This window comes from Pseudomonas sp. BNK-45 (assembly GCF_047456255.1).
In the GTDB taxonomy this organism is placed as follows: domain Bacteria; phylum Pseudomonadota; class Gammaproteobacteria; order Pseudomonadales; family Pseudomonadaceae; genus Aquipseudomonas.
The window spans coordinates 519317-541641 of record NZ_CP179909.1 but is presented as its reverse complement, the minus strand read 5'-3'; the positions used below and the strand labels follow the sequence as shown (position 1 = coordinate 541641).

Sequence of the window (22325 nt, the reverse complement as noted above, 5' to 3'; positions counted from 1 at the left end):
AGGATTACTTGACCAGTTCAAGCCGGCTCCTACGAGGTTGGCGGTAGTGCGAATGGCGTCGGCAGCCCACGGCCATGTAGGAGCTGGCTTGCCAGCGAAGAGGCCCGGGAGGCGGGCGGCTGATCCGGAACCGCCTTCGCCGGCAAGCCGGCTCCTACGAGGTTGGCGGTAGTGCGAATGACGTCGGCAGCCCACGGCCATGTAGGAGCTGGCTTGCCAGCGAAGAGGTCCGGGAGGCGGGCGCCTGATCCGGAACCGCCTTCGCCGGCAAGCCGGCTCCTGCGAGGTTGGCGGTAGTGCGAATGGCGTCGGCAGCCCACGGCCATGTAGGAGCTGGCTTGCCAGCGAAGAGGCCCGGGAGGCGGGTGGCTGATCCGGAACCGCCTTCGCCGGCAAGCCGGCTCCTACGAGGTTGGCGGTAGTGCGAATGACGTAGGCAGCCCACGGCCATGTAGGAGCTGGCTTGCCAGCGAAGGGGCCCGGGAGGCGGGCGCTTGATCTGCAAGCGCTTTGGCCGGCAAGCCGGCGCCTACGGGGGGAGTGGGGCGGGAGGGCTCAGGCCTTGCGCCAGACGCTGGCCAGCCAGGGTTGCTGTTCCCGGGGCAGGCCGGCGGGGCGGTAGTAATGCTCCAGCTCGACAAAGCCTGCCTCGGTCAGCAGCGCCTGCCAGGCCGCGAGGTCGTGGTAGGCGCCATAGCGCGGGCCGTTCCAGCCTTCCTGGTTGTCGCCGCGCGGGTTGGAGCTGAACAGCACGCCACCGTCCTTGAGGCTGGCATGCAGTTGCTTGAGCACCCGCGGCAGTTCCTGGCGGGGAATGTGAAACAGCACCGCGTTGGCGAAGATGCCGTCGAAGCGCTCCGCGGGCAGGTCAAGCTTGAGAAAGTCCTGCTGCCAGACCTCGCAGCCGCTGTCGTCCCGGGCCATCTGGGCGAAGCGCTCGCAACCGTCGAGGCCGATGGCGACATGGCCCAGGCGGGTGAAGGTCTGCAGATCGCGCCCCGGACCGCAGCCAAAATCCAGCACGGTGAAGGGCGCCGGGCCCTGGATATGCCGCAGCAGCGCGTCGATGTTCTGGCTGACGTCGTGGTCGCGGGTGCCTTCACGAAAGTCTTCGGCCACCTGCTGGTAGTGGCCGAGGGTAGTGGCGGTGATGGTGTCTAGGTCGTCTGGAGCAAGTTTCATGGCGGGCTGCATGGCGTGAAGAGGAATGGCCCGAATATACCCCATGCACCCTGTAGCCGCTGCCGCAGGCTGCGAACGGCTCCGCAGGAGACGCCGCTCTTGAGGGCCTCGCAAGGTCCTGCGGACCTTGTCGCAGCCTGCGGCGGCTACACGGGGTGCCACTAGCGCTTGTTCAGCACCCGCGCCAGTCGGTCGCCGCCCAGTTGGATCGCCGCCACCAGGATCACCAGCAGCACGATCACCGTGAGCATGATCTGGCTGTCGAAACGCTGGTAACCGTAGCGGTAGGCAATGTCCCCCAGCCCGCCCGCGCCAATCGCCCCGGCCATGGCCGAGGAGTTGATCATGGTCACCAGGGTGATGGTGAAGCCGCCGACGATGCCCGGCAGCGCTTCCGGCAGCAGCACGTGCCAGACAATGTGCCAGCGTCGGCAGCCCATGGCCTGGGCCGCTTCGATCAGGCCGTGATCGACTTCCCGCAGGCTCACTTCGGCGATGCGCGCAAAGAACGGCGTGGCGGCGATGGTCAGCGGCACCACCGCCGCCCACACACCGTAGGTGGTGCCGACGATCAGCCGGGTAAAGGGGATCAGCGCCACCATCAGGATCAGGAACGGGATCGAGCGGAACAGGTTCACGAAAGCCCCCAGGGCCCGGTTCAGGTGCGGCGCCTCGTAGATCCCGCCCTTGCCGCTGGTGACCAGGATCACCGCCAGGGGAATCCCCGCCAGCAGGGCGATCAGCGAGGACACGCCGACCATCAGCAGGGTGTCGAGGACGCCCTGCAACAAGCGATCAAACCACATAGCCCAGTACCTCCACTTGCTGTGCCCATTGCCCGGCACGTTGACGCAGTTCCGCCGCCCCCAGGGACGAGCCCTGGACGGCCAGCAGCAGGTGCCCCAGGGCGTGGCCCTGGATGCGTTCGACGCCACCTTGCAGCAGGCGCACGCGGCCGCCCAGGGCGCCGAACAGCGCCGCCAGGTCCGGCTCCTCTGTCTGGCTGCCGGTAAAGCGCAGGCTCAGCACCACGGCGGCCTCGGACGATTGCGCATGACTGCGCAGGCGGCTTTGCAGCTCGGGCGGCAGGCCGTGCTGCAGGGGCGCCAGCAGGGTCTTGCTGACCTCGTGTTGCGGGTGGCCGAAGACTTCCCAGACCGGCCCCTGTTCGACGATGCGCCCGTGCTCCAGCACCACCACCCGGTCGCAGATCTCGCGGATCACCGCCATCTCGTGGGTGATGAGGATGATGGTCAGGCCCAGGCGCTGGTTGATCTCTTTGAGCAGGGCGAGGATCGACTGGGTGGTTTCCGGGTCCAGGGCCGAGGTGGCTTCGTCGCACAGCAGGATCTCGGGGTCGTGGACCAGGGCCCGGGCGATGCCCACCCGCTGCTTCTGGCCGCCGGACAGTTGCGCCGGGTAGGCCTGGTGCTTGTCCTTGAGGCCCACCAGTTCCAGCAGTTCGCGGACCTTGCGCTGGCGCTCGGCCTTGGGCACCCCGGCCACCTTCAGCGGCAGCTCGACGTTGTGCCACACGGTCTTGGCCGACATCAGGTTGAAGTGCTGGAAGATCATGCCGATGCGTCGGCGCAGGGCCACCAGGCGGTCTTCGTCGAAGTCGCCGATGTCCACCTGATCGATCAGCACCCGGCCGCTGCTGGGTTGCTCCAGGCGGTTGATGGTGCGGATCAGCGACGATTTGCCGGCGCCGCTGCGGCCGATGATGCCGAACACCTCGCCGCGCTGGATCGAAAGGTCGATGCCGTGCAGGGCCTGCACCGGACCCTGCTGGCCCTGGTAGGTCTTGCCCAGGCCGATGAAGCGCACCTGGGCGCGGTTCAGCTCGGGGTGCAGCTCGGTCTGCTCGGCGCTCTTTGGCGCAGGTTCCGGCAGCTTGCGCTGCAGCGTCGCGGCACTCATCTCAACCTTCCCAGCCGGCTTGGTAGAGCTTGCCGTGGGCTTTATCCAGGGCGGCGCGAACGGCAGGCGAGTGCTGGTAGATATCGACGAACTTGATCAGCCGCGGGTCGTTCTTGCTCTTGGGCTGGATCACGAACTGGATCACGTATTCCTTGTGGTCCAGGCCGTCGAACAGCAGCGCCGAGCCGGCGTCGAAGGTCTTGGCCAGACGGATGTAGGCCGGGTAGCCCTGGACCAGGTCGGCGTCGTCATAGGCGCGCACCAGTTGCACGGCTTCGACCTGGAGGATCTTGATCTTCTTCGGGTTGCTGACGATGTCGTCTTCGGTGGCCTTGTAGCCCACGCCCGGCTTGAGGGTGATCAGCCCGGCCTTGGCCAGCAGTTGCAGGCCGCGTCCGCTGTTGATCGGGTCGTTGGCGATGGCCACGCTGGCGCCTTCGGGCAGCTCGGCGAAGCTTGTGTATTTCTTCGAGTACAGGCCGACGTTGTTGATGATGCCCGGGGCGAAGGGCACCAGATCGAAACCGGCGGCGGCCTTGGCGTTTTCCAGGAAGGGGATGTGCTGGAAGTAGTTCACGTCGATGTCGCCGGCAGCCAGGCTGACGTTGGGCGCGATCCAGTCGGTGAACTCCACCAGCTGCACCTTCAGGCCCTGCTTGCCGGCCTCTTCCACGGCGGCCTCCAGGGGAATGGCGAAGGCGGCGGTGGTGCCGACCTTGAGTGGTGCGTCGGCGGCGAACACGGCGCTGCTGAACAGGCCGAGGGCGAGGGCCAGGGCTTTGACCGGGTGGCGCAGGGGCTTGGTTTTCATGGTGGTTACTTCCAGTCAATCCGAGTCAGGAGGTTGGACAGTTGCGTTTGGTGGGGCGAAGACCGTTTTGTGTGGTGAGGGCGCTTGCTCCCGTTGGGCCGCAAAGCGGCCCCAGATCCAGGCGGCGCGGTGTTGCAGGCATACCGCGCCGTCCGGGTTTGGGCTTGCTGCGCAAGCCAGCGAGAGCAGGCTCCCTCGCCACAGGGTGGTCAGCGGCGGTAGGCCGCGCCGGTGTGTCGTTCGGGTAGTTTGCGGCCTTCGTGGAACAGTTTTTCCCGCAGGGTGCCCTCGTCGTAGGCGGTCTTGTAGGAGCCGCGTCGTTGCAGTTCGGGGATCACCAGGTCGATGAAGTCGACGTAGCTTTCCGGGGTGACGATGCGGGTCAGGTTGAAGCCGTCCAGGCCGGTTTCGCCGATCCAGGATTCCAGCTCGTCGGCCACCTGCTGCGGCGAGCCGACCACGGTGAAGTAGCGGCCGCCCAGGGCGTGCTGCTCCAGCAGTTTGCGCCGGGTCCAGTCGTTGTTCTGCAGGTGCTTGGTGGCCGACTGGATGGCGTTGCTCTTCACGTACTGGATAGGTTCGTCGATCTCGTATTGGGAAAAGTCGATCGCGGTGGACGCGGAAAAATGCGCCACCCCGGCCTCGGCGCTGGCGTAGCGGCGGTACTCGGCGTGCTTCTGCCAGGCCAGTTCCTCGGTCTGGCCAACGATCACGTTGAGGCCCATGAACACCTTGATGTCCTCGGGATTGCGCCCGGCGGCCACGGCGCTGGCGCGAACCTTGTCCACCTGTGCCCTGGTCGCCGCCTTGTTCTGCCCGCTGATGAACACGCACTCGGCGTGGCGCCCGGCGAACAGCAGGCCGCGGTCCGAGCTGCCGGCCTGGAACAGCACCGGGGTGCGCTGTGGCGAGGGCTCGCACAGGTGATAGCCGCTGACCTGGTAGAACTCGCCCTGATGCTCGACCTTGTGCACCTTGTCCGGCTGGGCATAGACGCGCTGCTCGCGGTCATCAAGCACCGCGTCGTCTTCCCAGCTGCCTTCCCAGAGCTTGTACAGCACCTCCAGGTACTCATCGGCCTGGTCGTAGCGACGGTCGTGCTCGATCTGCTGCTTCAGGCCCATGGCCTGGGCGGCGCTGTCCAGGTAGCCGGTGACGATGTTCCAGCCGACCCGGCCACGGCTCAGGTGGTCGAGGGTGGAAAGGCGCCGGGCGAACAGGTAGGGCGCCTCGTAGGTGAGGTTGGCGGTGAGGCCGAAGCCCAGGTTCTTGGTCACTGCCGCCATGGCCGAAACCAGCAGCAGCGGGTCGTTGACCGGCAACTGGATCGACTCCTTGAGGGTCACGTCCACCGAGTTCTGGTAGACGTCGTAGACCCCGACGATGTCAGCGATGAACAGCCCGTCGAACAGCCCGCGCTCCAGCAGCTGGGCCAGTTCGGTCCAGTACTCGAGGGTCTTGTACTGGGTCGAGTTGTCCCGCGGGTGGGTCCACAGGCCGTGGTTGATGTGCCCGACGCAGTTCATGTTGAAGGCGTTGAGCAGGATCTTCTTCTTGGCGGTTTCGGCAGCGGCCATCAGATGGTCCCCCGCAGTGGCGGGTTCTGCTGGTTGAGGTAGTAGTTGCCCACCGCGTGGTACTTCCAGCGCACCGGGTCGTGCAGGGTGTGCACCCGGGCGTTGCGCCAGTGGCGGTCCAGGCCGTGCTCGGCCAGGGTCGCCTGGCTGCCCGCCAGTTCGAACAGGGTGCTGCCGGCGGCCAGGGAGATTTCTGTGCTCAGGGCGCGGACCTCGGCCACGGCGATGGAGGCGGCGGCCACGGTGTCGGCGTTGGTCTCGGCCTGGGCCCGGTCGAGGAACTCCCCGGCGCGCTCCAGCAGGGCTTCGGTGGCGTGCAGGCGGATGCTCAGCTGGCCGAAGCTCTTGAGGGTCAGCGGGTCGTCGGTGGCCTTGTCGGTGCCGGAGTCGATCCACGGCCGGGTCTTGGTGCGCACGAAGCGCAGGGCGTCTTCGTAGGCGGCGCGGGCGATGCCGGTGTCGATGGCGGCGTGGAGGATCTGCGCCAGGGGACCGACCGGGGTCGGGCGTTCGAAGGCGCTCTGGAACGGCACCACGTCGGCCTCGTCCACCGCAACGTTTTCAAACAGCACCGAGCCGCTGCCGGTGGTGCGCTGGCCGAAGCCGCTCCAGTCGTCGATCACGCTCAGGCCCTGGGCGTCGGCGGGGACGAAGGCCAGTTGCTGCACGCCGTGCTCATCCACCACCGAGGTGGGGATGCGCTGGGCGTAGATGGCGCCGGTGGCGTAGAACTTGCGCCCGTCGATGCGGTAGCCCTGGCCGCTGCTGTCGCGGCTCAGGCGGGTGGTGCGGTCATGGGCGGTCTTGGTGCCCAGCTCGGCCAGGGCGTTGCCGAAGCGGCGGCCGGCCAGGACCTCGGCGTACAGCCGTTTTTTCTGCGGCTCGCTGCCGTTCACCCGCAGCACTTCCAGGGCGTAGAAATGGTTCTGCGGGATCTGCCCCAGGGAGGCGTCGGCCTCGGCGATCAGGGCGATGACCTTGGCCAGGGTGACGTTGGACACCCCGGCGCCGCCGTATTCCTTGGGCACGCTGATGCCCCACAGGCCGGAGCGGCTGAAGGCTTCCAGCTCGGGATGGGGCAGGCGCCGTTCACGGTCGCGCAGGGCGCTGTCGCGCTTGAAGTCTTCCGCCAGGTCGCTGGCGACAATCAGGGCTTGTTCGTCGCTGGTGATGACCGCGACGTGTTGAGCAAGAGACATGTGTTTCTCCAGAGATCTGGTCAAAAGCGTTCTGGGCGGTTAAATCCAGGAATGCCGGGCCGGCAGCGTGCCGTTCAGGTGGTAGGCGCCGACGGCGTGGTACTTCCAGCGCACTGGGTCGTGCAGGGTGTGCACCCGGGCATTGCGCCAGTGGCGGTCGAGGTTGAATTCGGCGAGGGTGGCGCGGCTGCCGGCCAGCTCGAAAAGCTTTTCGCTGGCCAGCAGCGAGATCTCGGTGGTCAGTACCTTGGCTTCGGCCACGGCGATGGAGGCGCGGGCGGCGGACTCGGCGGTGATCGGCGCCGCGCTGACCTGGTCCAGCACTTGCCCGGCCTTGCGCAGCAGGGCCTCGGCGGCGTGGAGTTCGATCTGCAGCTTGCCGATGTCGGCGATCACATACAGGTCGTCGCTGGCGCGCTCGACGTTGGCGTCGATCCACGGGCGGGCCCGTTCACGCACGAAGCGGATAGCGTCGGCCACGGCTTCCCGGGCGATGCCGGCATCGATGGCGGCCTGGATCAGTTGCGACACCGCGCCCTGGATATTCGGCGACTCGTTGATCCGCCAGTTGTCCAGCACCAGCTCGGACTCGACCCGCACATCGTTGAGCAGGATGGTGCCGCTGGCGGTGGTGCGCTGGCCGAAGCCCGACCAGTCGTCGACGATGCGCAAGCCTGGGGTGCCACGGCGGACGAAGGCCAGCACCTGGCGGCCTTCCTCGTTGAGTGCCTTGACCGCTACCCAGTGGGCGAACAGGGCGCCAGTGGAGTAGAACTTCTGGCCATTGATCACATGGCCGTCGCCATCCCTGGTGATCCGCGCCTTGAGTTCCAGGGTGTTCTTGGTGCCGCGCTCCGGGCCGGCATTGCCGATGCGCCAGCCTTCCAGGACGCTCTGCAGCAGCTGTTTCTTCTGCCGCTCGGTGCCGCAACCGAGGATCAGGCCGAGGATGCCGAACTGGTTCTGCGGGATCTGCCCCAGGGCCGGGTCGGCCGCGGAAATGATCGCGAAGACCTCGGCCAGGGTGACGAAGGACACCTGTGGCCCGCCGTAGGCGCGGGGCACGGCAATGCTGCCCAGGCCGCTGCGGGTGAATTGTTCGATCTGCGCCCAGGGCAGCTTGCGCTGGCGGTCGCGTTGAGCGGCCTGCTGGCGGGCCGCGTCGGCCAGTTCATGGGCGGCTTGCAGGGCTTCGGCGTCGTTGCGCAGTACCCGAGCGGGCAGCAAAAGGGGAGCAATATCCAGGTCACTCTGGACCTGGGCTTCGATCAGACTGGACATCAGCGCCACTCCTTGGCTGCACGCAATGCCCTGGCGATCTGCACTGGGGTGATTGTGTTCCGGACCATACCTACCTCACATCTTTTGGATAGGCCGCGTCATGCGGCGAAATCAGAATCAAGAATGTCCGGTGGTCCGGTGCATATACCCTAAGCGCGTATAAAAATTAAATAAACTAACTTTTAGGAATATGAATAGAAGGGCTTTACGTATACGGCAGGATGGCCGGTTGCGGCCCAGTGGCTGCGGGCTGGCGCGGTGTGCGGCAGACGCCGGCGAGCATTTTTCGTCGGTGCAAAAGAACACGGGCAGGGGGATGCAAGCACGCGAAGTGAGGCGATCGGCGCTGAGCGTTCAGGCGCCGCCGCAGGCGTTACTGGTACTGATCCAGCTCGTGGGTGAGCGATTGCAGCAGTGACTCGGGGGGCAGCAACAGGCCTTGTCCGTCCGCATCCGCAAACACCAGGCAGAGCCTGGCGTCGCGCTGCATGCCAGGCAGCCAGTGGGAGAGGAAATGGCCCAGCTCAATGGGCTTGGGTTCAAAGCCGTGCCATGGGCCGTGGGCGCACCAGGCGGCGAACTCCGCCTCTGGCCAGAAGGCGATGGCGCTGGCCTGGGCGGAGCCGGCGGTGGCCCAGCCGTCAGCGAACAGCCCCCAGATGACCTGGAAATCCGCCACCTTGCGAATCAGGTAGTCACACCGCGCCTGGGGCGAGAGCCGGAGCAGGTTATGGATTTTCTGCGGCGCCAGCATCAGGCCTCCATGGTCTGGAAGGGGAGCGGGCAGCCGGCTAGGGGAGTTTCAAGCTTCATGTGCCGGGGTGGAGAAACTTGCTGAGGAACTGGCGGGTGCGCTCGTGCTGGGGGTTGGCGAACAGCGCCTTGGCTTCGCCCTGTTCGACGATCACCCCCTTGTCGAAGAAGATCACCCGGTTGGCCACGTCCCGGGCGAAGCCCATTTCGTGGGTGACGATGATCATGGTGCGTTTCTCTTCGGCCAGGCTGCGGATGGTGGCCAGGACTTCGCCCACCAGTTCCGGGTCCAGGGCCGAAGTCGGCTCGTCGAACAGGATCACTCGCGGTTCCATGGCCAGGGCCCGGGCGATCGCCACCCGTTGCTGCTGGCCACCGGACAGGCGCCTCGGGTAGCTGTCTTCCTTGCCCGCCAGGCCGACCTTGGCCAGCAGCGCACGACCCAGGGCAACGGCCTGTTCCCGTGGGGTCTTCTTCACCACCAGCGGGCCTTCGATGACGTTCTCCAGGGCGGTGCGGTGGGGGAACAGGTTGAAGTTCTGGAACACGAAACCCACTTGCTGGCGCAACTGGCGGATCCGGCTTTGTTGCTGGTTCAGGGGGATGTTGCTGTCGATGGCGATGTCGCCGATGCGGATGCGTCCGCTGGTCGGTTCTTCAAGAAAGTTCAGGCAGCGCAGGAAGGTGGTCTTGCCCGAGCCACTGGGGCCGATGATGGCAATCACTTCGCCTTCCTTGACCTGCAGGTCGATGCCATCGAGCACCGTCTGGCCCTTGAACTGCTTGGTCAGTTTTTCCACCACGATCATGGCTTCAGGACTCCTGGTCGTGCCGATTGACCCGCTGCTCCAGGCGGTTCTGCAGGTGCGCGAGCACGCTGGCCAGAACCCAGTAGATCAGCGCGGCGGCAAGATACATGGTGAAGATTTCGAAGGTACGGGCGGTGATCAGCTGCGCCTGGCGGAACAGTTCCGGCACCTGGATGGTGGCAGCCAGGGCGGTGTCCTTGACCAGGGAAATGAAGCTGTTGCCCAGCGGCGGCAGGGCCGTGCGCATGGCTTGCGGCAGGATCGCCCGGCGCAGGGTCTGGGCCCGGGTCATGCCGATGCTGGCGGCGGCCTCCCATTGACCGCGTTCGATCGAGCCGATGGCGGCCCTGAGGATTTCACAGGCGTAGGCCGCCATGTTCAGGGAGAAGCCGATCAGCGCGGCGGGCAACGGATCCAGTTCCAGCCCCAGTTGCGGCAGGCCGTAATAGATCACGAACAGCTGCACCAGCAGCGGTGTACCGCGAAAGAACGACACGTAGACCCGGGCAATCCAGCTCACCAGGGTCAGGCGCGACAGGCGCATCAAGGCCAGGCCGAAGCCCAGCAGCAGCCCGAAGAACATGCCGCCGAGGCTGAGGATGACCGTGTAATACGCGCCCTTGAGGAGAAATGGCGCTGAATCCAGCGCCAGTTGCAGACCTGCTTCCATTATTGGGTGACGTCAGCGTTGAAGTATTTTTCCGAGAGCTTTTTCAGCGTGCCGTCGGCCCGCAGTTCCTCGATCGCCTTGTTCACCGCGGCCAGCAGTTCGGGTTCGCCCTTGCGCAGGGCCACACCGGCTTCCTGGCGGGAGAAGGGTTCGCCGGAAACCACCAGGGTGTCCTTGGTTTTCTTGATCAGCTCGAAGGCCGCCAGGCGGTCCACCAGAATGGCGTCGATACGGCCTACGCGCAGGTCCTGGTACTTGGTCGGATCATCGTCATAGGTCTTGATGATGGCGTTGGGGACGTTGTCCTTGAGCCATTGCTCGTAGTTGGTGCCCAGGCCCACGCCGACCTTGTGGCCACCCAGGTCGGCGGCCGTCTTGAACTTGCCTTGATCCTTTTTCTGGGTCAGGGCCTGGATCCCGGAGACGGTGTAGGGGGTGGAGAAGTCGTACTTTTTCTTGCGCTCCTCGGAGATGGTCACCTGGTTGATCACCGCGTCCAGGCGCTTGGATTCCAGGGCCGCGAGAATGCCGTCCCACTTGGTCGGCTGCAGCTTGACCTTGACCCCGAGCTTGTTCGCCAGGGCTTCGGAGAATTCCACTTCGAAGCCGGCCAGCTTGCCGTTTTCATCGACGAAGCTGAACGGTGGGTAGGTGCCTTCCAGGCCGACGTTGATCACGCCTGCATCCTTGATCTTCTGCAGTTGCTCGCCGGCAACCGCTTGCCCCATCAGTCCGGCACCGAGGGCCAGGCCCAGTGTGCCAATCAGCAGATTGCGACGCAGTACGGAAAGATTCATGACAAGCCCCTGTGATTTTCTTATGCACGATGCGGGTGGGAGATGCAGGCCAATCGGTGAGCCGAGAGTGACGCCTTATCCTGCCTTAATGCAGCGTATGCGTCTTTTGGCAAATCGGCCTGCGGCGCGACTATAAGGCGACTTTTATAGGTTTAAAAATAATATAAATTCACTTTGTTATTCTTTTTAGTTTGGTTGTCCACGAGCAATCCCCTTCCTCGTAGGAGCTGGCTTGCCAGCGAAGGCGCCGTCGAGGGCGGCGCAAGGCTTGCGGGCCTCTCCGCCGGCAAGCCGGCTCCTACGCACAACGTCACGGCATTCACCCCGCAGGTGCTGGCTTGCCAGCGAAGGCGCCGTCAAGGGCGGCGCAAGGCTTACGGGCATCTTCGCCGGCAAGCCGGCTCCTACGCACAACTTCACGGCATTCACCCCGCAGGTGCTGGCTTGCCAGCGAAGGCGCCGTCAAGGGCGGCGCAAGGCTTACGGGCCTCTTCGCCGGCAAGCCGGCTCCTACGCACAACTTCACGGCATTTACCCCGCAGGTGCTGGCTTGCCAGGGAAGGCGCCGTCAAGGGCGGTGCAAGGCTTGCGGACCTCTTCGCCGGCAAGCCGGCTCCTACACAAAATTTCACCTTCTACGCGAAGGCGCCGGGGTAGGCGAACAGCGCCGGGGCGCCACCGGTGTGCAGGAAGATGATCGGGCCCTCTTCGAAGCGCTGGCGACCGACGCCGTCCAGCAGGCCTGCCATGGCTTTACCGGTGTACACCGGGTCCAGCAACAGGCCTTCCTGGCTGGCCAGCAATTTGACCGCGGCCAGGGTGCCGGCATTGGGTTCGCCGTAACGGGGGGCGAAGTATTCGTCCCACAGCTGCACGTTGAACGCCGCCGGCAGATTCACTCCCAGCAGCTCGGCGGTGCGTTCGGCCAGGCCCTGGACCTTGGGCCGCTGATCCTCGTCGCTGCGCGAGACGGTCACGCCGATCACCGGCAACTGTGGCAGCACTTCGCTCAAGGCCAGGGCCAGGCCACTGTGGGTACCGGCGCTGCCGGAGGCCAGGACCACCGCGGCGAAGTCCAGGCCGCTGTCTTCGATCTGCTGCGCCAGCTCCAGGCCGGCGCGCACGTAACCCAGGGCGCCCAGGGCGTTGGAGCCGCCAATGGGCACCAGGTAGGGTTTCTTGCCGTTGCTGCGCAGGCGCGCGGCCAGGGCCTGCAATTGTTCGTCGGCCTGGTCGAGGTTTTCCACCAACTCGACCTTGGCGTCGAACAGCTCCAGCAGCAGGCGGTTGCCGTTGCCCAGGTAGCTGGGGTCTTCGGTGCCGATGGGGTTTTCCAGCAGGGCCACGCAACCCAGCCCCAGCTTGGCGGCCAGGGCCGCGGTCTGGCGCACGTGGTTGGACTGGATGGCCCCGGCGGTGATCAGGGTATCGGCGCCCTGGGCCAGGGCATCGGCGGCCAGGTATTCGAGCTTGCGCAGCTTGTTGCCGCCCATGGCCAGGGGCGTGGTGTCGTCGCGCTTGACGTAGACATCGCGCCCGATCCAGGCCGACAGGCGTTCGAGTTTTTCCAGGGCGGTGGTGTGCCCGAGCAGGTCGAGACGGGGAAAGCGGGCAAGCTGTTGTTTGATCATGAGGCCGCACGGAACAGGGAAGGTGCAAGGACTATAGGCAGCGTTATTTGCCCGGGCAACCGCAAATCGCTTATGCGAAAAAGTGCTGTAAACCGAACAATTAGTTCTTAAACCTCGCCCTGGCGGGGCGTAAAGTGATCGCCGTTTGCGCGGCCCGATTGTCCGGCCGCCCGAGTAAGGAGTCTTATCGTGAGCGAGCGTTCCAGCCATTGGCAATTGCAGACCATCGTTGGCCAACTGCGCGATGCCCGTGATCAGTGGCGTACCCGCAACGGTCGGGTCAGCGGCGAGCAGGGCGGGCGTGAGCTGCCGTCGCGAGCGGCCATGGCGGAGATCCTCGAGGCCCTGTGCGGCGCCCTGTTCCCCATGCGACTGGGGCCGGTGGACCTGCGCGAAGAGAGTGAGGACTTTTACGTCGGCCATACCCTGGACGCGGCGCTCAATGCGTTGCTGGCCCAGGCGCGCCTGGAGCTGCGTTACGTGGCCCGGCAGAACGGCGAGGCGGATGCCGAAGTCAACGCCCGGGCGATTCGCCTGATCCAGGATTTCGCCCTGGCCCTGCCGGGCCTGCGGGTGTTGCTGGACACCGACGTACTGGCCGCCTACCACGGTGACCCGGCGGCCCGCAGCGTCGATGAAGTGCTGCTGTGCTACCCGGGCATCCTGGCGGTGATTCACCACCGCCTCGCGCACCATCTGTACCGTGCCGGCCTGCCGTTGCTGGCGCGGATCAGCTCGGAAATCGCACACTCGGCCACCGGCATCGACATTCACCCCGGGGCGCAGATCGGCCGCAGCTTCTTCATCGACCACGGCACGGGCGTGGTGATCGGCGAGACCGCGATCATCGGTGAGCGGGTGCGCATCTACCAGGCGGTGACCCTGGGGGCCAAGCGCTTCCCGGCGGACGAAGACGGCCAGTTGCAGAAGGGCCACCCGCGCCACCCGATCGTCGAGGACGACGTGGTGATCTACGCCGGCGCGACCATTCTCGGGCGCATCACCATCGGCAAGGGTTCGACCATTGGCGGCAACGTCTGGCTGACCCGCAGCGTGCCGGCCGGTTGCAACCTGACCCAGGCCAACCTGCAGCACGACGACGGCTCGCAAAAGTAGGACTGGCCTTCTGTAGCCGCTGCCGCAGGCACCGCAGGGGCCTCGGCGGTGGTGAGATCGCCGGCGAGCCTGCGGCTCGTTCGCAGCCTGCGGCAGCGGCTACAGAGGCGCCCATGCCTCCCGCCGCACCGGCCTCTTGTAGCCGCTGCCGAGCCTGCGAGGCTGGGAAAAGGTCCGCAGGACCTTGCTTGACGATCAACCGCCACACACAGCTGGCAGCGTTTTTTCTGCTGAACGATTCCGTTCGCCATCCGTCATACCCTTCCCTGAGCTAGCGTACTGAACAGTACCGCTGAGCCCTGCGATTAGTCCTCGACCGCCTATCCATGTTTAACTTGAACGCTCGTTCAAGTTAAACCGGTGGTTCGCTGCCCGCTCACAACAGGAGGCTTGCCTTTGCTGAGTCCGTACATTTCAGCCGTGTTTCATCCCTTCGAGGTGCACCGTTCATGAGTGCGCCATCCAGCTCCGCGAATACTCTGATTCGCATGAACCCTCCGGTGTTCTACTTCGCCGCGAGCTTTATCCTGATCTTCGGCGTGGTGGTGATTTCCATGCCGGAACAGGCCGGCGCCTGGCTCCTGGCGGCGCAAAACTGGGCGGCCAATACGGTCGGCTGGTACTACATGCTGGCGATGACCCTGTACCTGGTCTTCGTGGTGGTCACCGCCTTGTCCGGCTACGGCAAGATCAAGCTCGGTGCCGACCACGACGAACCCGAGTTCAGTTACCTGTCCTGGGCCGGCATGCTGTTCGCCGCCGGGATCAGCATCACCCTGTTCTTCTTCTGCGTTTCCGAACCCCTGACCCACATGCTGCAACCGCCCCAGGGCGAGGCCGGCACCGCCGAGGCGGCGCGCCAGGGCATGCAGTTGCTGTTCCTGCACTGGGGCCTGCACGGCTGGGGGGTGTTCGCCTTCGTCGGCATGGCCCTGGCCTACTTTGCCTACCGGCATAACCTGCCGCTGGCCCTGCGTTCGGCGCTGTACCCGCTGATCGGCAAGCGCATCAACGGCCCCATCGGCTATGCGGTGGACGGCTTCGGCATCATCGCCACGGTGTTCGGCCTGGGCGCCGACATGGGCTTTGGCGTGCTGCACCTGAACTCCGGCCTCGACTACCTGTTCGGCATCGCTCACACCCAGTGGATTCAGGTTGGCCTGATCACCCTGATGATGGGCGCGGCGATCATTGTCGCGGTGTCCGGAGTCGACAAGGGCGTGCGGGTGATGTCCGACATCAACATGCTGCTGGCGGTGGCGCTGCTGCTGTTCGTGCTGTTCGCCGGTCCGACCCAGCACCTGCTCAACACCCTGATCCAGAACCTCGGGGACTATTTGGGCGCGTTGCCGACCAAGAGTTTCGACGTCTACGCCTACAACAAGCCCAGCGACTGGCTGGGCGGCTGGACGGTGTTCTACTGGGCCTGGTGGATTGCCTGGTCGCCGTTCGTGGGGCTGTTCATCGCACGTATTTCCCGCGGCCGGACCATTCGCGAATTCGTCTTCGGCGTGCTGCTGATTCCCCTGGGCTTCACCCTGGCGTGGATGTCGATCTTCGGTAACAGCGCCATCGACCAGGTGCTCAACCACGGCATGAGCGCCCTGGGTCTGTCGGCCATCGATAACCCGTCGATGACCCTCTACCTGCTGCTGGAAACCTACCCCTGGAGCAAGACCGTGATCGCGGTCACGGTGTTCATCAGCTTCGTGTTCTTCGTCACCTCGGCGGACTCCGGCACCGTGGTGCTCTCGACCCTGTCGGCCAAGGGCGGCAATGCCGACGAGGACGGGCCGAAATGGCTGCGGGTGTTCTGGGGCGCGATGACCGCGCTGGTCACCAGTGCGTTGCTGTTCGCTGGCAGCATCGACTCGCTGAAGTCGGCGGTGGTGCTGACCTCGCTGCCGTTCTCGCTGATTCTGCTGTTGATGATGTGGGGGCTGCACAAGGCGTTCTACCTGGAGTCGCAGCGGCGCATTGCCCAACTGCACTCCCTGGCCCCGGTGGCGCCTTCGCGGCGCGGCAAGGGTGGCTGGCGCCAGCGCCTGAGCCAGGCGGTGCACTTCCCGTCCCGGGATGAGGTGTATCGCTTCCTCGACCAGACGGTGCGCCCGGCCATCGAAGAGGTGACCGCGGTGTTCGCTGAGAAGGGCCTGAACGTGGTGACCCAGCCCGACCCGGCCAACGACAGCGTGAGCCTGGAAATCGGTCATGGCGACCAGCACCCGTTCATCTACCAGGTGCAGATGCGCGGCTACTTCACCCCGTCCTTCGCCCGTGGCGGCATGGGCCCCAAAGAGCTGCGCAACCGCCGCTACTACCGGGCCGAGGTGCACCTGGCCGAGGGCAGTCAGGATTACGATCTGATGGGCTACAGCAAGGAGCAGATCATCAACGACATCCTCGACCAGTACGAACGCCACATGCAGTTCCTGCATCTGGTGCGCTGAGCCAGGCGCTCAGGCCCTGGTGAACAGCAGGTAGAGCACCAGGGCCAGCACCGGCACGGCAAACACCAGGCTGCCGACCATCAGTTCCGATCTCAGGGGCTGATGGGCGGTAACCATTCCCACCGCGCCGTTGATCACCGTCAACGCCAGCCACAACCCGGTAAATCCAAAGCCCAATATCGATCGGGAAAAGCCCAGCCGCTCGCCGATGAACAGCAGCAGCGCCAGCAGAATCAGGCCGAAGGTGATGATGATGGTGGTGTGCATGGAAAGCGTCTCCTGCAGGAGCGGTCGGACGATGTCGCGCTGGCCGGCACGGGGTGTTTGTCGACCTGTCCATGGAGCATAGGCGGCAAACCAGACCATCTGATGCAAGGAGACGGGGTTCTTGGTCGGCCAGCCGTCTCCCGTGCTCATGAGCAGGCATTGGGCTATCAGCGTATTGATTAACCAAGTGTGTATAGTGTGTATCGCTGCGTGCTGGAGTGGATAAGGTGCCTGATGGTTCGGTATCCACAGGGCAGGGTTATGCGCAGTCGGGAGATGATCGGCAAGATTGAGGCGGATGGTTGGTACCTGATTGCCGTGAAGGGCAGTCACCATCAGTACAAGCATCCCTGGAAACCAGGGCGCGTCACTATCAAGCATCCGGATGCGGAACTGCCCAGGGGCACGCTCAACAGCATCTTGAAACAGGCGGGCTTGAAATGAGCCCGTTACTGCATGAGGAGTCCAACGACATGAAATTCCCGGTGGTTCTGCACAAGGATGCCGACTCTGAATACGGGGTGATCGTTCCGGATGTGCCGGGCTGTTACTCCGCTGGTCACACGGTGTCCCAGGCGTTCGAGAACGTGAAGGAGGCGTTGTCCCTGCATTACGCAGGGCTGGTGGCCGATGGCGAGCCTCTGCCGCAGGTGCACGAGATCGATGAGCACCTGGACAACCCCGACTACGCCGGGGGTGTATGGGGCGTGGTGGAGTTCGACGTGACGCCGTATTTCGGCAAGTCGGTGCGCTTCAATGCCACCCTGCCGGAACACCTGCTGGAGCGCATCGATCAGACGGTCAAGCGTGACCAGCGCTACAACTCGCGTTCCGGGTTCCTGGCCGCCGCGGCGCTGCGCGAACTGTCGGCCTGAGGCTAGGTGCTTTCGCGCTCGATCACTCGGCATTGCAGCAGGTTCAGGCGCTGCACCGGCGTGCGGGTCGGCAGCACCCCAAGGCTTTCCAGGACCCGGGTCGCGGCCAGTACGCCGATCTCCAGCGCCGGTGGCTGGATGGTGCTCAGGCTCGGCAGCAGCATCTGGGCAAAGGGGTAGTCGCCAAAGCCCAGCACTGCGCAGTCCTCTGGAATCTTCAGCCCGGCGCGTTGCCCCGCCAGCAGGCCGCCGGCGGCCAGGTTGTCGTTGGCGAAGATGATGGCGTCGGGGCGCGGTGAGGCGCTCATCAGGGCCTCCATGGCCTGCTTGCCCGCTTCGAAGGGAGGACGGTCGGGATCCGGGGCAAACACTTGGGGTGGCAACTCCAGCTCTTTCAGGGTGGCGAGATAGCCGTCGCGGCGCTCCAGCGCGCTGTAGTCGCCGGGGGCGCTGTTCTGCACGAAGGCGATGCGCCGGTAGCCCTTGGCGTGCAGGTGGCGAACCGCGCTGACCCCCACTTGAAAGTGGCTGAAGCCAATCTGCATGGGCTGGCGCTGGGGCTGGTAATCCCAGGTTTCGATCAGCGGGATCTCGGCTTCGGCGAGCATCTTTTCCGTGCCCGGGCTGTGGAAGTGGCTGGTCAGCACCAGGGCTGCCGGCGACCAGCCGAGAAAGGCCCGTACCGCGCTCTCTTCCTGTTTCTCGTCGAAGTAGCTGGAGGCCAGCAGCAGCTGATAGCCGTGGCGGCTGAGGGTGTCGCTGAAGCCTTGGATGGTCTGGGCGAAGATCGGTCCGGAAATGTTCGGGATGACCATGGCGACGATTCTGCCCCGGGCCGAGGCCAAGCCGCCGGCCACCAGATTGGGCACGTAGCCGAGTTCGGCCACCACGGCGGCGATGCGTTCCCGACGTTCGGCGGAGACGCTCTCGGGCTGGTTGAAGTAGCGCGACACGGTGATCGCCGACACCCCGGCCTGGCGCGCCACGGTGTTCAGGGTCACGCGGCCGGCGCCGCGGCGCTTGCGGCCAGGTGCTGGGTCAGTGGTCATGAGCGCGCTCCTTGGACTGAACCAAAAGGCATATAAAAGTAATTTTTCAGTATTGGACGCTCTATGCGGAGCGTGTCGATACTGGCGATGTTAGCGCTAACAAAGCGTCATGTCTGCTACTCGCTCGAGCGAATGCCCAAGACAGATTTCAGGCGCTGCCGGCGCAGATCGGCAGCGGTTCGGGGCATTTTTCAGCAGGTGCAGCATGCAGATATTTCATGGGGAGCAACACCGACTCGCGCATTCGATCCGTGGCACCACGGCCTCGCGCCCGCATCTGGGCTGGCTGTTGGCGGGCCTGGCGGCATTGCCGTTGCCAGCGGCCCTAGCCAGTGAAAGCGCGGCCACGGCGCAGGATCAGGAGCCGACCCTGAAGTCGGTAACGGTCACCGCCACGCGCCGCGAAGAGTCGCTGCAGAAGGTCCCGGTGGCGGTGTCGGTGGTGGATGGCGAGCAGTTGGAGCGCGACAACCGCAACGGCGTGGCGAGCATCGTGCAGCAGGTGCCGTCGCTGAACTTCCGCACCGGGGCTTCGAACAAGGACACCTCGCTGTTCATCCGCGGCGTGGGCACCATTTCCACTTCGCCGGGGGTGGAGCCGACGGTCGCGACGGTGATCGACGGTGTGGTCTACGGGCGACCCGGCCAGGCCACCCTGGACCTGCTGGACCTGGAGCGCATCGAGGTGCTGCGCGGGCCTCAGGGCACGCTGTTCGGCAAGAACGCTTCGGCCGGGGTGCTGAATATCGTGACCAAGGCGCCTTCCGCCGAGACCCACGGCTACATCGACCAGTCCTATTACAGCGGCAATGAAAGTCGTACCCGCTTCGGCATTGGCGGCAGCCTGGTTCCCGATGTCCTCAAGGGGTCTGTCACCACCTTGTTCGGCAGTTACGACGGCAATGTGGACAACCGCCACAACGGCCAGGAGGTCAACGGCTACAACCGCAAGGGCGTGCGCGGCAAGCTGGAATTCACCCCTAGCGCCGACCTCAAGTTCACCCTGGCGGCGGACTACATGCAGTCCCATGACGACGCGCCCAATGGCGTGGTCAGCAAGGCCCTGACTCCGGCCTTCGCCAATGCCCTGAGCCCGGTCCGGGCCAGCAGCGACAACCGCGATATCAACACCGATACCCGCACCCATGTGCAGGACATCAACAAGGGCCTGTCCGGCCAGCTGGACTGGAACCTCGGCGACTACACCCTGACCTCGATCACCGCCTGGCGCGGCTGGAACAACACCCAGTACCAGGATGGCGACCGTCTTGGCACGGTCAGCACGGCGTTTCCCGGGACCGCCGACAAGGGCGACCTGGACTACAACCAGTATTCGCAGGAACTGCGCCTGGCCTCGCCCAAGGGGCAGTTCCTGGAGTACGTCGGCGGCCTGTTCTACCTGCATGGCAAGGACGAGGAAACCTACCAGCGCACCCTGACCACCACCACCGGCGTCAACCGCGGGATTGCCGACTACAGCACCACCAACGACAGCTACGCGGTCTTCGGCGAAAGCACCTTGAATTTCACCGAGGACTTTCGCGCTATCGCCGGTTTGCGCTGGACCCATGACGACCTGAAATACGACCACCGTCGGGTGTCGACCTCGGCCACCACGGTCAGCGGGATCCAGCCGGGCACCCGCAGCTCGGGTTCGGTGGACGAGGACGGCTGGTCCGGTCGCCTGGGCCTGCAATACGACCTCAGCGACAGCGTCACCAGCTACCTGACCTATTCCCGCGGCTACAAGGGCCCGGCCTACAACGTGTTCTTCAACATGCAGCCGCGGGACACCAATGCGCTCAAGCCCGAGACGTCCAACACCTGGGAGGCGGGGATCAAGGCCAGCAGCTGGAACAACCGCCTGACCACCAACCTGGCGGTGTTCCACAGCGAGTACGACAACTACCAGGCCAACTTCTTCGACACCGTGGCCGGGCAGGTGGTGACCCGCCTGATCAACGCCGGCCGCGTCAGCAGTGAAGGCGTCGAGCTGGACTACGCCCTGCAGGCCACCCAGCAATTGAAGTTCTCCGGGGCCCTGGCCTACACCCGGGCGCGCATCGATGCGTTCGCCTGCCCGGCGGGCGCCGCCGCTTCCTGCAACGTCAACGGCAAGCCATTGCCCTTCAGCCCGGATTGGAAAAGCTACGTGCGGGCCGACTACAGCATTCCCCTGGATAACGGCCTGGATCTCGAATTGGGCACCGACTACAGCTGGCAAAGCCAAGTGCAGTACGACATCAGCCAAAACCCCGACACCCGGCAGGGCGCCTACGGCATCTGGAACGCCAGCATCGCCCTGGCCGATTACAACGACGGCTGGCGCGTGGCATTGCTCGGCAAGAACCTGGCCGACAAGTCCTATTCGCCGTTGCTGGCCAGTGGCGGCAACTACATCTACCGCGCGGTGCCCCGGGACGACGAACGTTATTTCGGTGTGCAGTTACGCAAGGACTTCTGACCCTTTGCAGGCGCCGGCTTGGCCCAGGCCTTGCGGGCGCTTGCGCTGGCAAGCCAGCTGCTGCGGAGGGTGTTTTTTTGCAGTGTGAAACAGGAGTTGCCCATGTCTCGTTCCACTCGCCAGCTCAAGCTCGGCGCCTTTCTCATGGCCACCGGTCACCACGTTGCCGCCTGGCGTCATCCGCAGGTCCCGGCCCAGGCAGGACTGGACTTTGCGGTCTATAAAGAACTGGCGCAGATCGCCGAGGCCGCGCGCTTCGACGCGCTGTTCGTCGCCGACAGCCTGGCAGCGCCGACCGGCACCATCGCCAGCCGCATGGCCCGTTCCGATTACTTCGAACCCTTGACCTTGCTGTCTGCCCTGGCGGCCGTGACCGAGCGGATAGGGCTTATTGCCACTACCACTACGAGCTATAACGTACCGTACCACGTAGCACGTAAATTCGCTTCGCTGGACCATCTTTCAGGGGGCCGGGCGGGGTGGAACCTGGTGACGTCGGACAATGCCGCCGAAGCGCAGAATTTCGGGCGGGATGAACATTTCGGGCATGCCGAACGGTATCGCAGGGCCCGGGAATTCCATCAGGTGGTGACCGGGTTGTGGGACAGTTGGGAGGACGACGCCTTTGTCCGGAACAAGGCCAGTGGCGAGTATTTCGACCCGAAAAAGCAGCATTTACTGGATCATCGCGGCGAATTCTTCCAGGTCAAAGGGCCCTTGAATGTGCCGCGCCCACCCCAGGGTTACCCGGTGATCGTGCAGGCCGGCTCCTCGGAAAGTGGCCGCGACCTGGCGGCGCAGACGGCCGAGGTGGTGTTCACCGCGCAACCGTCCCGGGCCGCCGCACAAGCCTTTTATGCGGACCTGAAAGGGCGTCTCAAGCAGTACGATCGTAGTACGGAATCGCTGAAAATCATGCCCGGAGTGTTCGTGGTGGTGGGCGACAGCGAAAGCCAGGCCCGGGAGAAGTTCGAATCGTTCCAGGCACTGGTGGAACCCGAAGTGGGGGTGGCCCTGCTCGGACGGATGCTGGGCAATTTCGATTTGTCCGGTTATCCGCTGGATGGACCTTTGCCGCAGTTGCCCCTGACCGAGAGCGGTCAGCAAAGCCGCCAGCAGTTGCTCACCGAACTGGCCGGCAAGGACAACCTGACCCTGGCTCAGCTGGGGCGCAAGATTGCTGGCGGGCGTGGGCACTACAGCCTGATCGGTACGCCCGCGCAGATTGCCGACGAACTGCAGGCCTGGTTCGAGGAGGGCGCGGCCGATGGCTTCAATGTGCTGGTGCCCCATCTGCCGGGCGGCCTGCGGGATTTTGCGGCGGGGGTGATTCCGGAACTGCAGCGGCGCGGGCTGTTCAGAACAGAATACGAGGGCCGCACGCTGCGCGAGAACCTGGGGCTGGAGCGGCCGCAGAATCAGTTTGTGTAACCACCGCCTGCTGCAGGCGCTGGCTCGCCCGCAAGCTGGCGCC

Annotated in this window: 20 protein-coding genes; 6 read left to right on the top strand and 14 right to left on the bottom strand. The window is 64.9% G+C overall.

The annotated features are described in order from the left end of the window. Positions 1-555 precede the first annotated feature (555 nt). The 12 genes from ACMGG8_RS02440 to ACMGG8_RS02385 form a co-directional block, all read right to left on the bottom strand. Complete coding sequence (locus tag ACMGG8_RS02440; protein ID WP_414159106.1) at positions 556-1182, bottom strand: class I SAM-dependent methyltransferase; 627 nt, start codon at positions 1180-1182, stop codon at positions 556-558. Between the two features lie 161 nt (positions 1183-1343). After that, positions 1344-1988: a methionine ABC transporter permease gene (locus ACMGG8_RS02435; RefSeq protein WP_060842160.1), complete on the bottom strand. Its 645-nt coding sequence runs from the start codon at positions 1986-1988 to the stop codon at positions 1344-1346. Beyond that, positions 1978-3102 (bottom strand): methionine ABC transporter ATP-binding protein, encoded by a 1125-nt coding sequence (locus ACMGG8_RS02430; RefSeq protein WP_414159105.1) that lies wholly within the window; start codon positions 3100-3102, stop codon positions 1978-1980. The genes ACMGG8_RS02435 and ACMGG8_RS02430 overlap by 11 nt, the downstream gene beginning before the upstream one ends. A 1-nt stretch (position 3103) precedes the next feature. Continuing rightward, complete coding sequence (locus ACMGG8_RS02425) at positions 3104-3913, bottom strand: MetQ/NlpA family ABC transporter substrate-binding protein (protein ID WP_129406238.1); 810 nt, start codon at positions 3911-3913, stop codon at positions 3104-3106. A gap of 209 nt (positions 3914-4122) precedes the next feature. Then, a complete protein-coding gene (locus ACMGG8_RS02420) occupies positions 4123-5490 on the bottom strand; it encodes an LLM class flavin-dependent oxidoreductase (RefSeq protein WP_414159104.1) in 1368 nt (455 codons plus the stop codon). Beyond that, positions 5490-6689, bottom strand: coding sequence for an SfnB family sulfur acquisition oxidoreductase (locus ACMGG8_RS02415; RefSeq protein WP_414159103.1), 1200 nt, complete (start codon positions 6687-6689; stop codon positions 5490-5492). Before ACMGG8_RS02415 ends, ACMGG8_RS02420 begins: the two co-directional genes overlap by 1 nt. Positions 6690-6728: 39 nt before the next feature. Next, on the bottom strand, positions 6729-7970 hold the full coding sequence (locus ACMGG8_RS02410) for an SfnB family sulfur acquisition oxidoreductase (RefSeq protein WP_414159102.1): 1242 nt from the start codon (positions 7968-7970) through the stop codon (positions 6729-6731). Between the two features lie 373 nt (positions 7971-8343). Beyond that, on the bottom strand, positions 8344-8724 hold the full coding sequence (locus ACMGG8_RS02405; RefSeq protein ID WP_414159101.1) for a DUF2750 domain-containing protein: 381 nt from the start codon (positions 8722-8724) through the stop codon (positions 8344-8346). 55 nt (positions 8725-8779) lie between these two features. Next, positions 8780-9532, bottom strand: a complete 753-nt coding sequence (tcyN, locus tag ACMGG8_RS02400; protein WP_060837015.1) for an L-cystine ABC transporter ATP-binding protein TcyN — start codon at positions 9530-9532, stop codon at positions 8780-8782. A 4-nt stretch (positions 9533-9536) separates the two neighbouring features. Further along, positions 9537-10202 (bottom strand): cystine ABC transporter permease, encoded by a 666-nt coding sequence (tcyL, locus tag ACMGG8_RS02395; protein ID WP_060837016.1) that lies wholly within the window; start codon positions 10200-10202, stop codon positions 9537-9539. After that, positions 10202-10999: a cystine ABC transporter substrate-binding protein gene (tcyJ, locus tag ACMGG8_RS02390; RefSeq protein ID WP_414159100.1), complete on the bottom strand. Its 798-nt coding sequence runs from the start codon at positions 10997-10999 to the stop codon at positions 10202-10204. The genes tcyL and tcyJ overlap by 1 nt, the downstream gene beginning before the upstream one ends. A gap of 635 nt (positions 11000-11634) precedes the next feature. After that, on the bottom strand, positions 11635-12630 hold the full coding sequence (locus ACMGG8_RS02385) for a D-cysteine desulfhydrase (RefSeq protein WP_414159099.1): 996 nt from the start codon (positions 12628-12630) through the stop codon (positions 11635-11637). Between the two features lie 189 nt (positions 12631-12819). Here ACMGG8_RS02385 and epsC point away from each other — a divergent pair, with 189 nt between their 5' ends. After that, positions 12820-13746: a serine O-acetyltransferase EpsC gene (gene epsC / locus ACMGG8_RS02380; RefSeq protein WP_041115170.1), complete on the top strand. Its 927-nt coding sequence runs from the start codon at positions 12820-12822 to the stop codon at positions 13744-13746. A gap of 488 nt (positions 13747-14234) precedes the next feature. Beyond that, on the top strand, positions 14235-16196 hold the full coding sequence (gene betT, locus ACMGG8_RS02375; protein ID WP_162492852.1) for a choline transporter BetT: 1962 nt from the start codon (positions 14235-14237) through the stop codon (positions 16194-16196). Between the two features lie 9 nt (positions 16197-16205). Here the strand turns inward: betT and ACMGG8_RS02370 are convergent, their stop codons facing one another. After that, entirely contained in the window at positions 16206-16463 is a 258-nt protein-coding gene (locus ACMGG8_RS02370; RefSeq protein ID WP_060837020.1) for a hypothetical protein, read from the bottom strand. Between the two features lie 261 nt (positions 16464-16724). Between ACMGG8_RS02370 and ACMGG8_RS02365 the strand changes: the two genes are divergently transcribed. Together ACMGG8_RS02365 and ACMGG8_RS02360 are read left to right on the top strand one after the other, a co-directional pair. Then, complete coding sequence (locus tag ACMGG8_RS02365; protein WP_414159098.1) at positions 16725-16907, top strand: type II toxin-antitoxin system HicA family toxin; 183 nt, start codon at positions 16725-16727, stop codon at positions 16905-16907. Positions 16908-16936: 29 nt separating this feature from the next. Continuing rightward, complete coding sequence (locus ACMGG8_RS02360; RefSeq protein WP_060845058.1) at positions 16937-17338, top strand: type II toxin-antitoxin system HicB family antitoxin; 402 nt, start codon at positions 16937-16939, stop codon at positions 17336-17338. Positions 17339-17340: 2 nt separating this feature from the next. Here the strand turns inward: ACMGG8_RS02360 and ACMGG8_RS02355 are convergent, their stop codons facing one another. Then, the gene (locus tag ACMGG8_RS02355; RefSeq protein WP_414159097.1) at positions 17341-18387 is read right to left on the bottom strand and encodes a LacI family DNA-binding transcriptional regulator; all 1047 of its coding nucleotides are present in this window, start codon (positions 18385-18387) and stop codon (positions 17341-17343) included. A 205-nt stretch (positions 18388-18592) separates the two neighbouring features. On the opposite strand from ACMGG8_RS02355, the gene ACMGG8_RS02350 reads away from it, so the two are divergent. Together ACMGG8_RS02350 and ACMGG8_RS02345 are read left to right on the top strand one after the other, a co-directional pair. Next, positions 18593-20851, top strand: coding sequence for a TonB-dependent receptor (locus ACMGG8_RS02350; protein WP_414159096.1), 2259 nt, complete (start codon positions 18593-18595; stop codon positions 20849-20851). Between the two features lie 102 nt (positions 20852-20953). Continuing rightward, entirely contained in the window at positions 20954-22282 is a 1329-nt protein-coding gene (locus ACMGG8_RS02345; RefSeq protein ID WP_060842168.1) for an LLM class flavin-dependent oxidoreductase, read from the top strand. Positions 22283-22325: the final 43 nt, after the last annotated feature.

Excerpts from the sequence above, each read along its gene's own strand:
- ACMGG8_RS02345 (WP_060842168.1), top strand. The coding sequence starts at position 20,954 with ATGTCTCGTTCCACTCGCCAGCTCAAGCTCGGCGCCTTTCTCATGGCC.
- ACMGG8_RS02410 (WP_414159102.1), bottom strand. The coding sequence starts at position 7,970 with ATGTCCAGTCTGATCGAAGCCCAGGTCCAGAGTGACCTGGATATTGCT.
- ACMGG8_RS02350 (WP_414159096.1), top strand. The coding sequence starts at position 18,593 with ATGCAGATATTTCATGGGGAGCAACACCGACTCGCGCATTCGATCCGT.
- ACMGG8_RS02365 (WP_414159098.1), top strand. The coding sequence starts at position 16,725 with ATGCGCAGTCGGGAGATGATCGGCAAGATTGAGGCGGATGGTTGGTAC.
- ACMGG8_RS02420 (WP_414159104.1), bottom strand. The coding sequence starts at position 5,490 with ATGGCCGCTGCCGAAACCGCCAAGAAGAAGATCCTGCTCAACGCCTTC.
- ACMGG8_RS02385 (WP_414159099.1), bottom strand. The coding sequence starts at position 12,630 with ATGATCAAACAACAGCTTGCCCGCTTTCCCCGTCTCGACCTGCTCGGG.
- tcyL (WP_060837016.1), bottom strand. The coding sequence starts at position 10,202 with ATGGAAGCAGGTCTGCAACTGGCGCTGGATTCAGCGCCATTTCTCCTC.
- ACMGG8_RS02430 (WP_414159105.1), bottom strand. The coding sequence starts at position 3,102 with ATGAGTGCCGCGACGCTGCAGCGCAAGCTGCCGGAACCTGCGCCAAAG.
- ACMGG8_RS02435 (WP_060842160.1), bottom strand. The coding sequence starts at position 1,988 with ATGTGGTTTGATCGCTTGTTGCAGGGCGTCCTCGACACCCTGCTGATG.
- ACMGG8_RS02360 (WP_060845058.1), top strand. The coding sequence starts at position 16,937 with ATGAAATTCCCGGTGGTTCTGCACAAGGATGCCGACTCTGAATACGGG.
- tcyJ (WP_414159100.1), bottom strand. The coding sequence starts at position 10,999 with ATGAATCTTTCCGTACTGCGTCGCAATCTGCTGATTGGCACACTGGGC.
- ACMGG8_RS02440 (WP_414159106.1), bottom strand. The coding sequence starts at position 1,182 with ATGAAACTTGCTCCAGACGACCTAGACACCATCACCGCCACTACCCTC.
- ACMGG8_RS02415 (WP_414159103.1), bottom strand. The coding sequence starts at position 6,689 with ATGTCTCTTGCTCAACACGTCGCGGTCATCACCAGCGACGAACAAGCC.
- ACMGG8_RS02425 (WP_129406238.1), bottom strand. The coding sequence starts at position 3,913 with ATGAAAACCAAGCCCCTGCGCCACCCGGTCAAAGCCCTGGCCCTCGCC.
- tcyN (WP_060837015.1), bottom strand. The coding sequence starts at position 9,532 with ATGATCGTGGTGGAAAAACTGACCAAGCAGTTCAAGGGCCAGACGGTG.
- ACMGG8_RS02355 (WP_414159097.1), bottom strand. The coding sequence starts at position 18,387 with ATGACCACTGACCCAGCACCTGGCCGCAAGCGCCGCGGCGCCGGCCGC.
- ACMGG8_RS02370 (WP_060837020.1), bottom strand. The coding sequence starts at position 16,463 with ATGCACACCACCATCATCATCACCTTCGGCCTGATTCTGCTGGCGCTG.
- betT (WP_162492852.1), top strand. The coding sequence starts at position 14,235 with ATGAACCCTCCGGTGTTCTACTTCGCCGCGAGCTTTATCCTGATCTTC.
- ACMGG8_RS02405 (WP_414159101.1), bottom strand. The coding sequence starts at position 8,724 with ATGCTGGCGCCGCAGAAAATCCATAACCTGCTCCGGCTCTCGCCCCAG.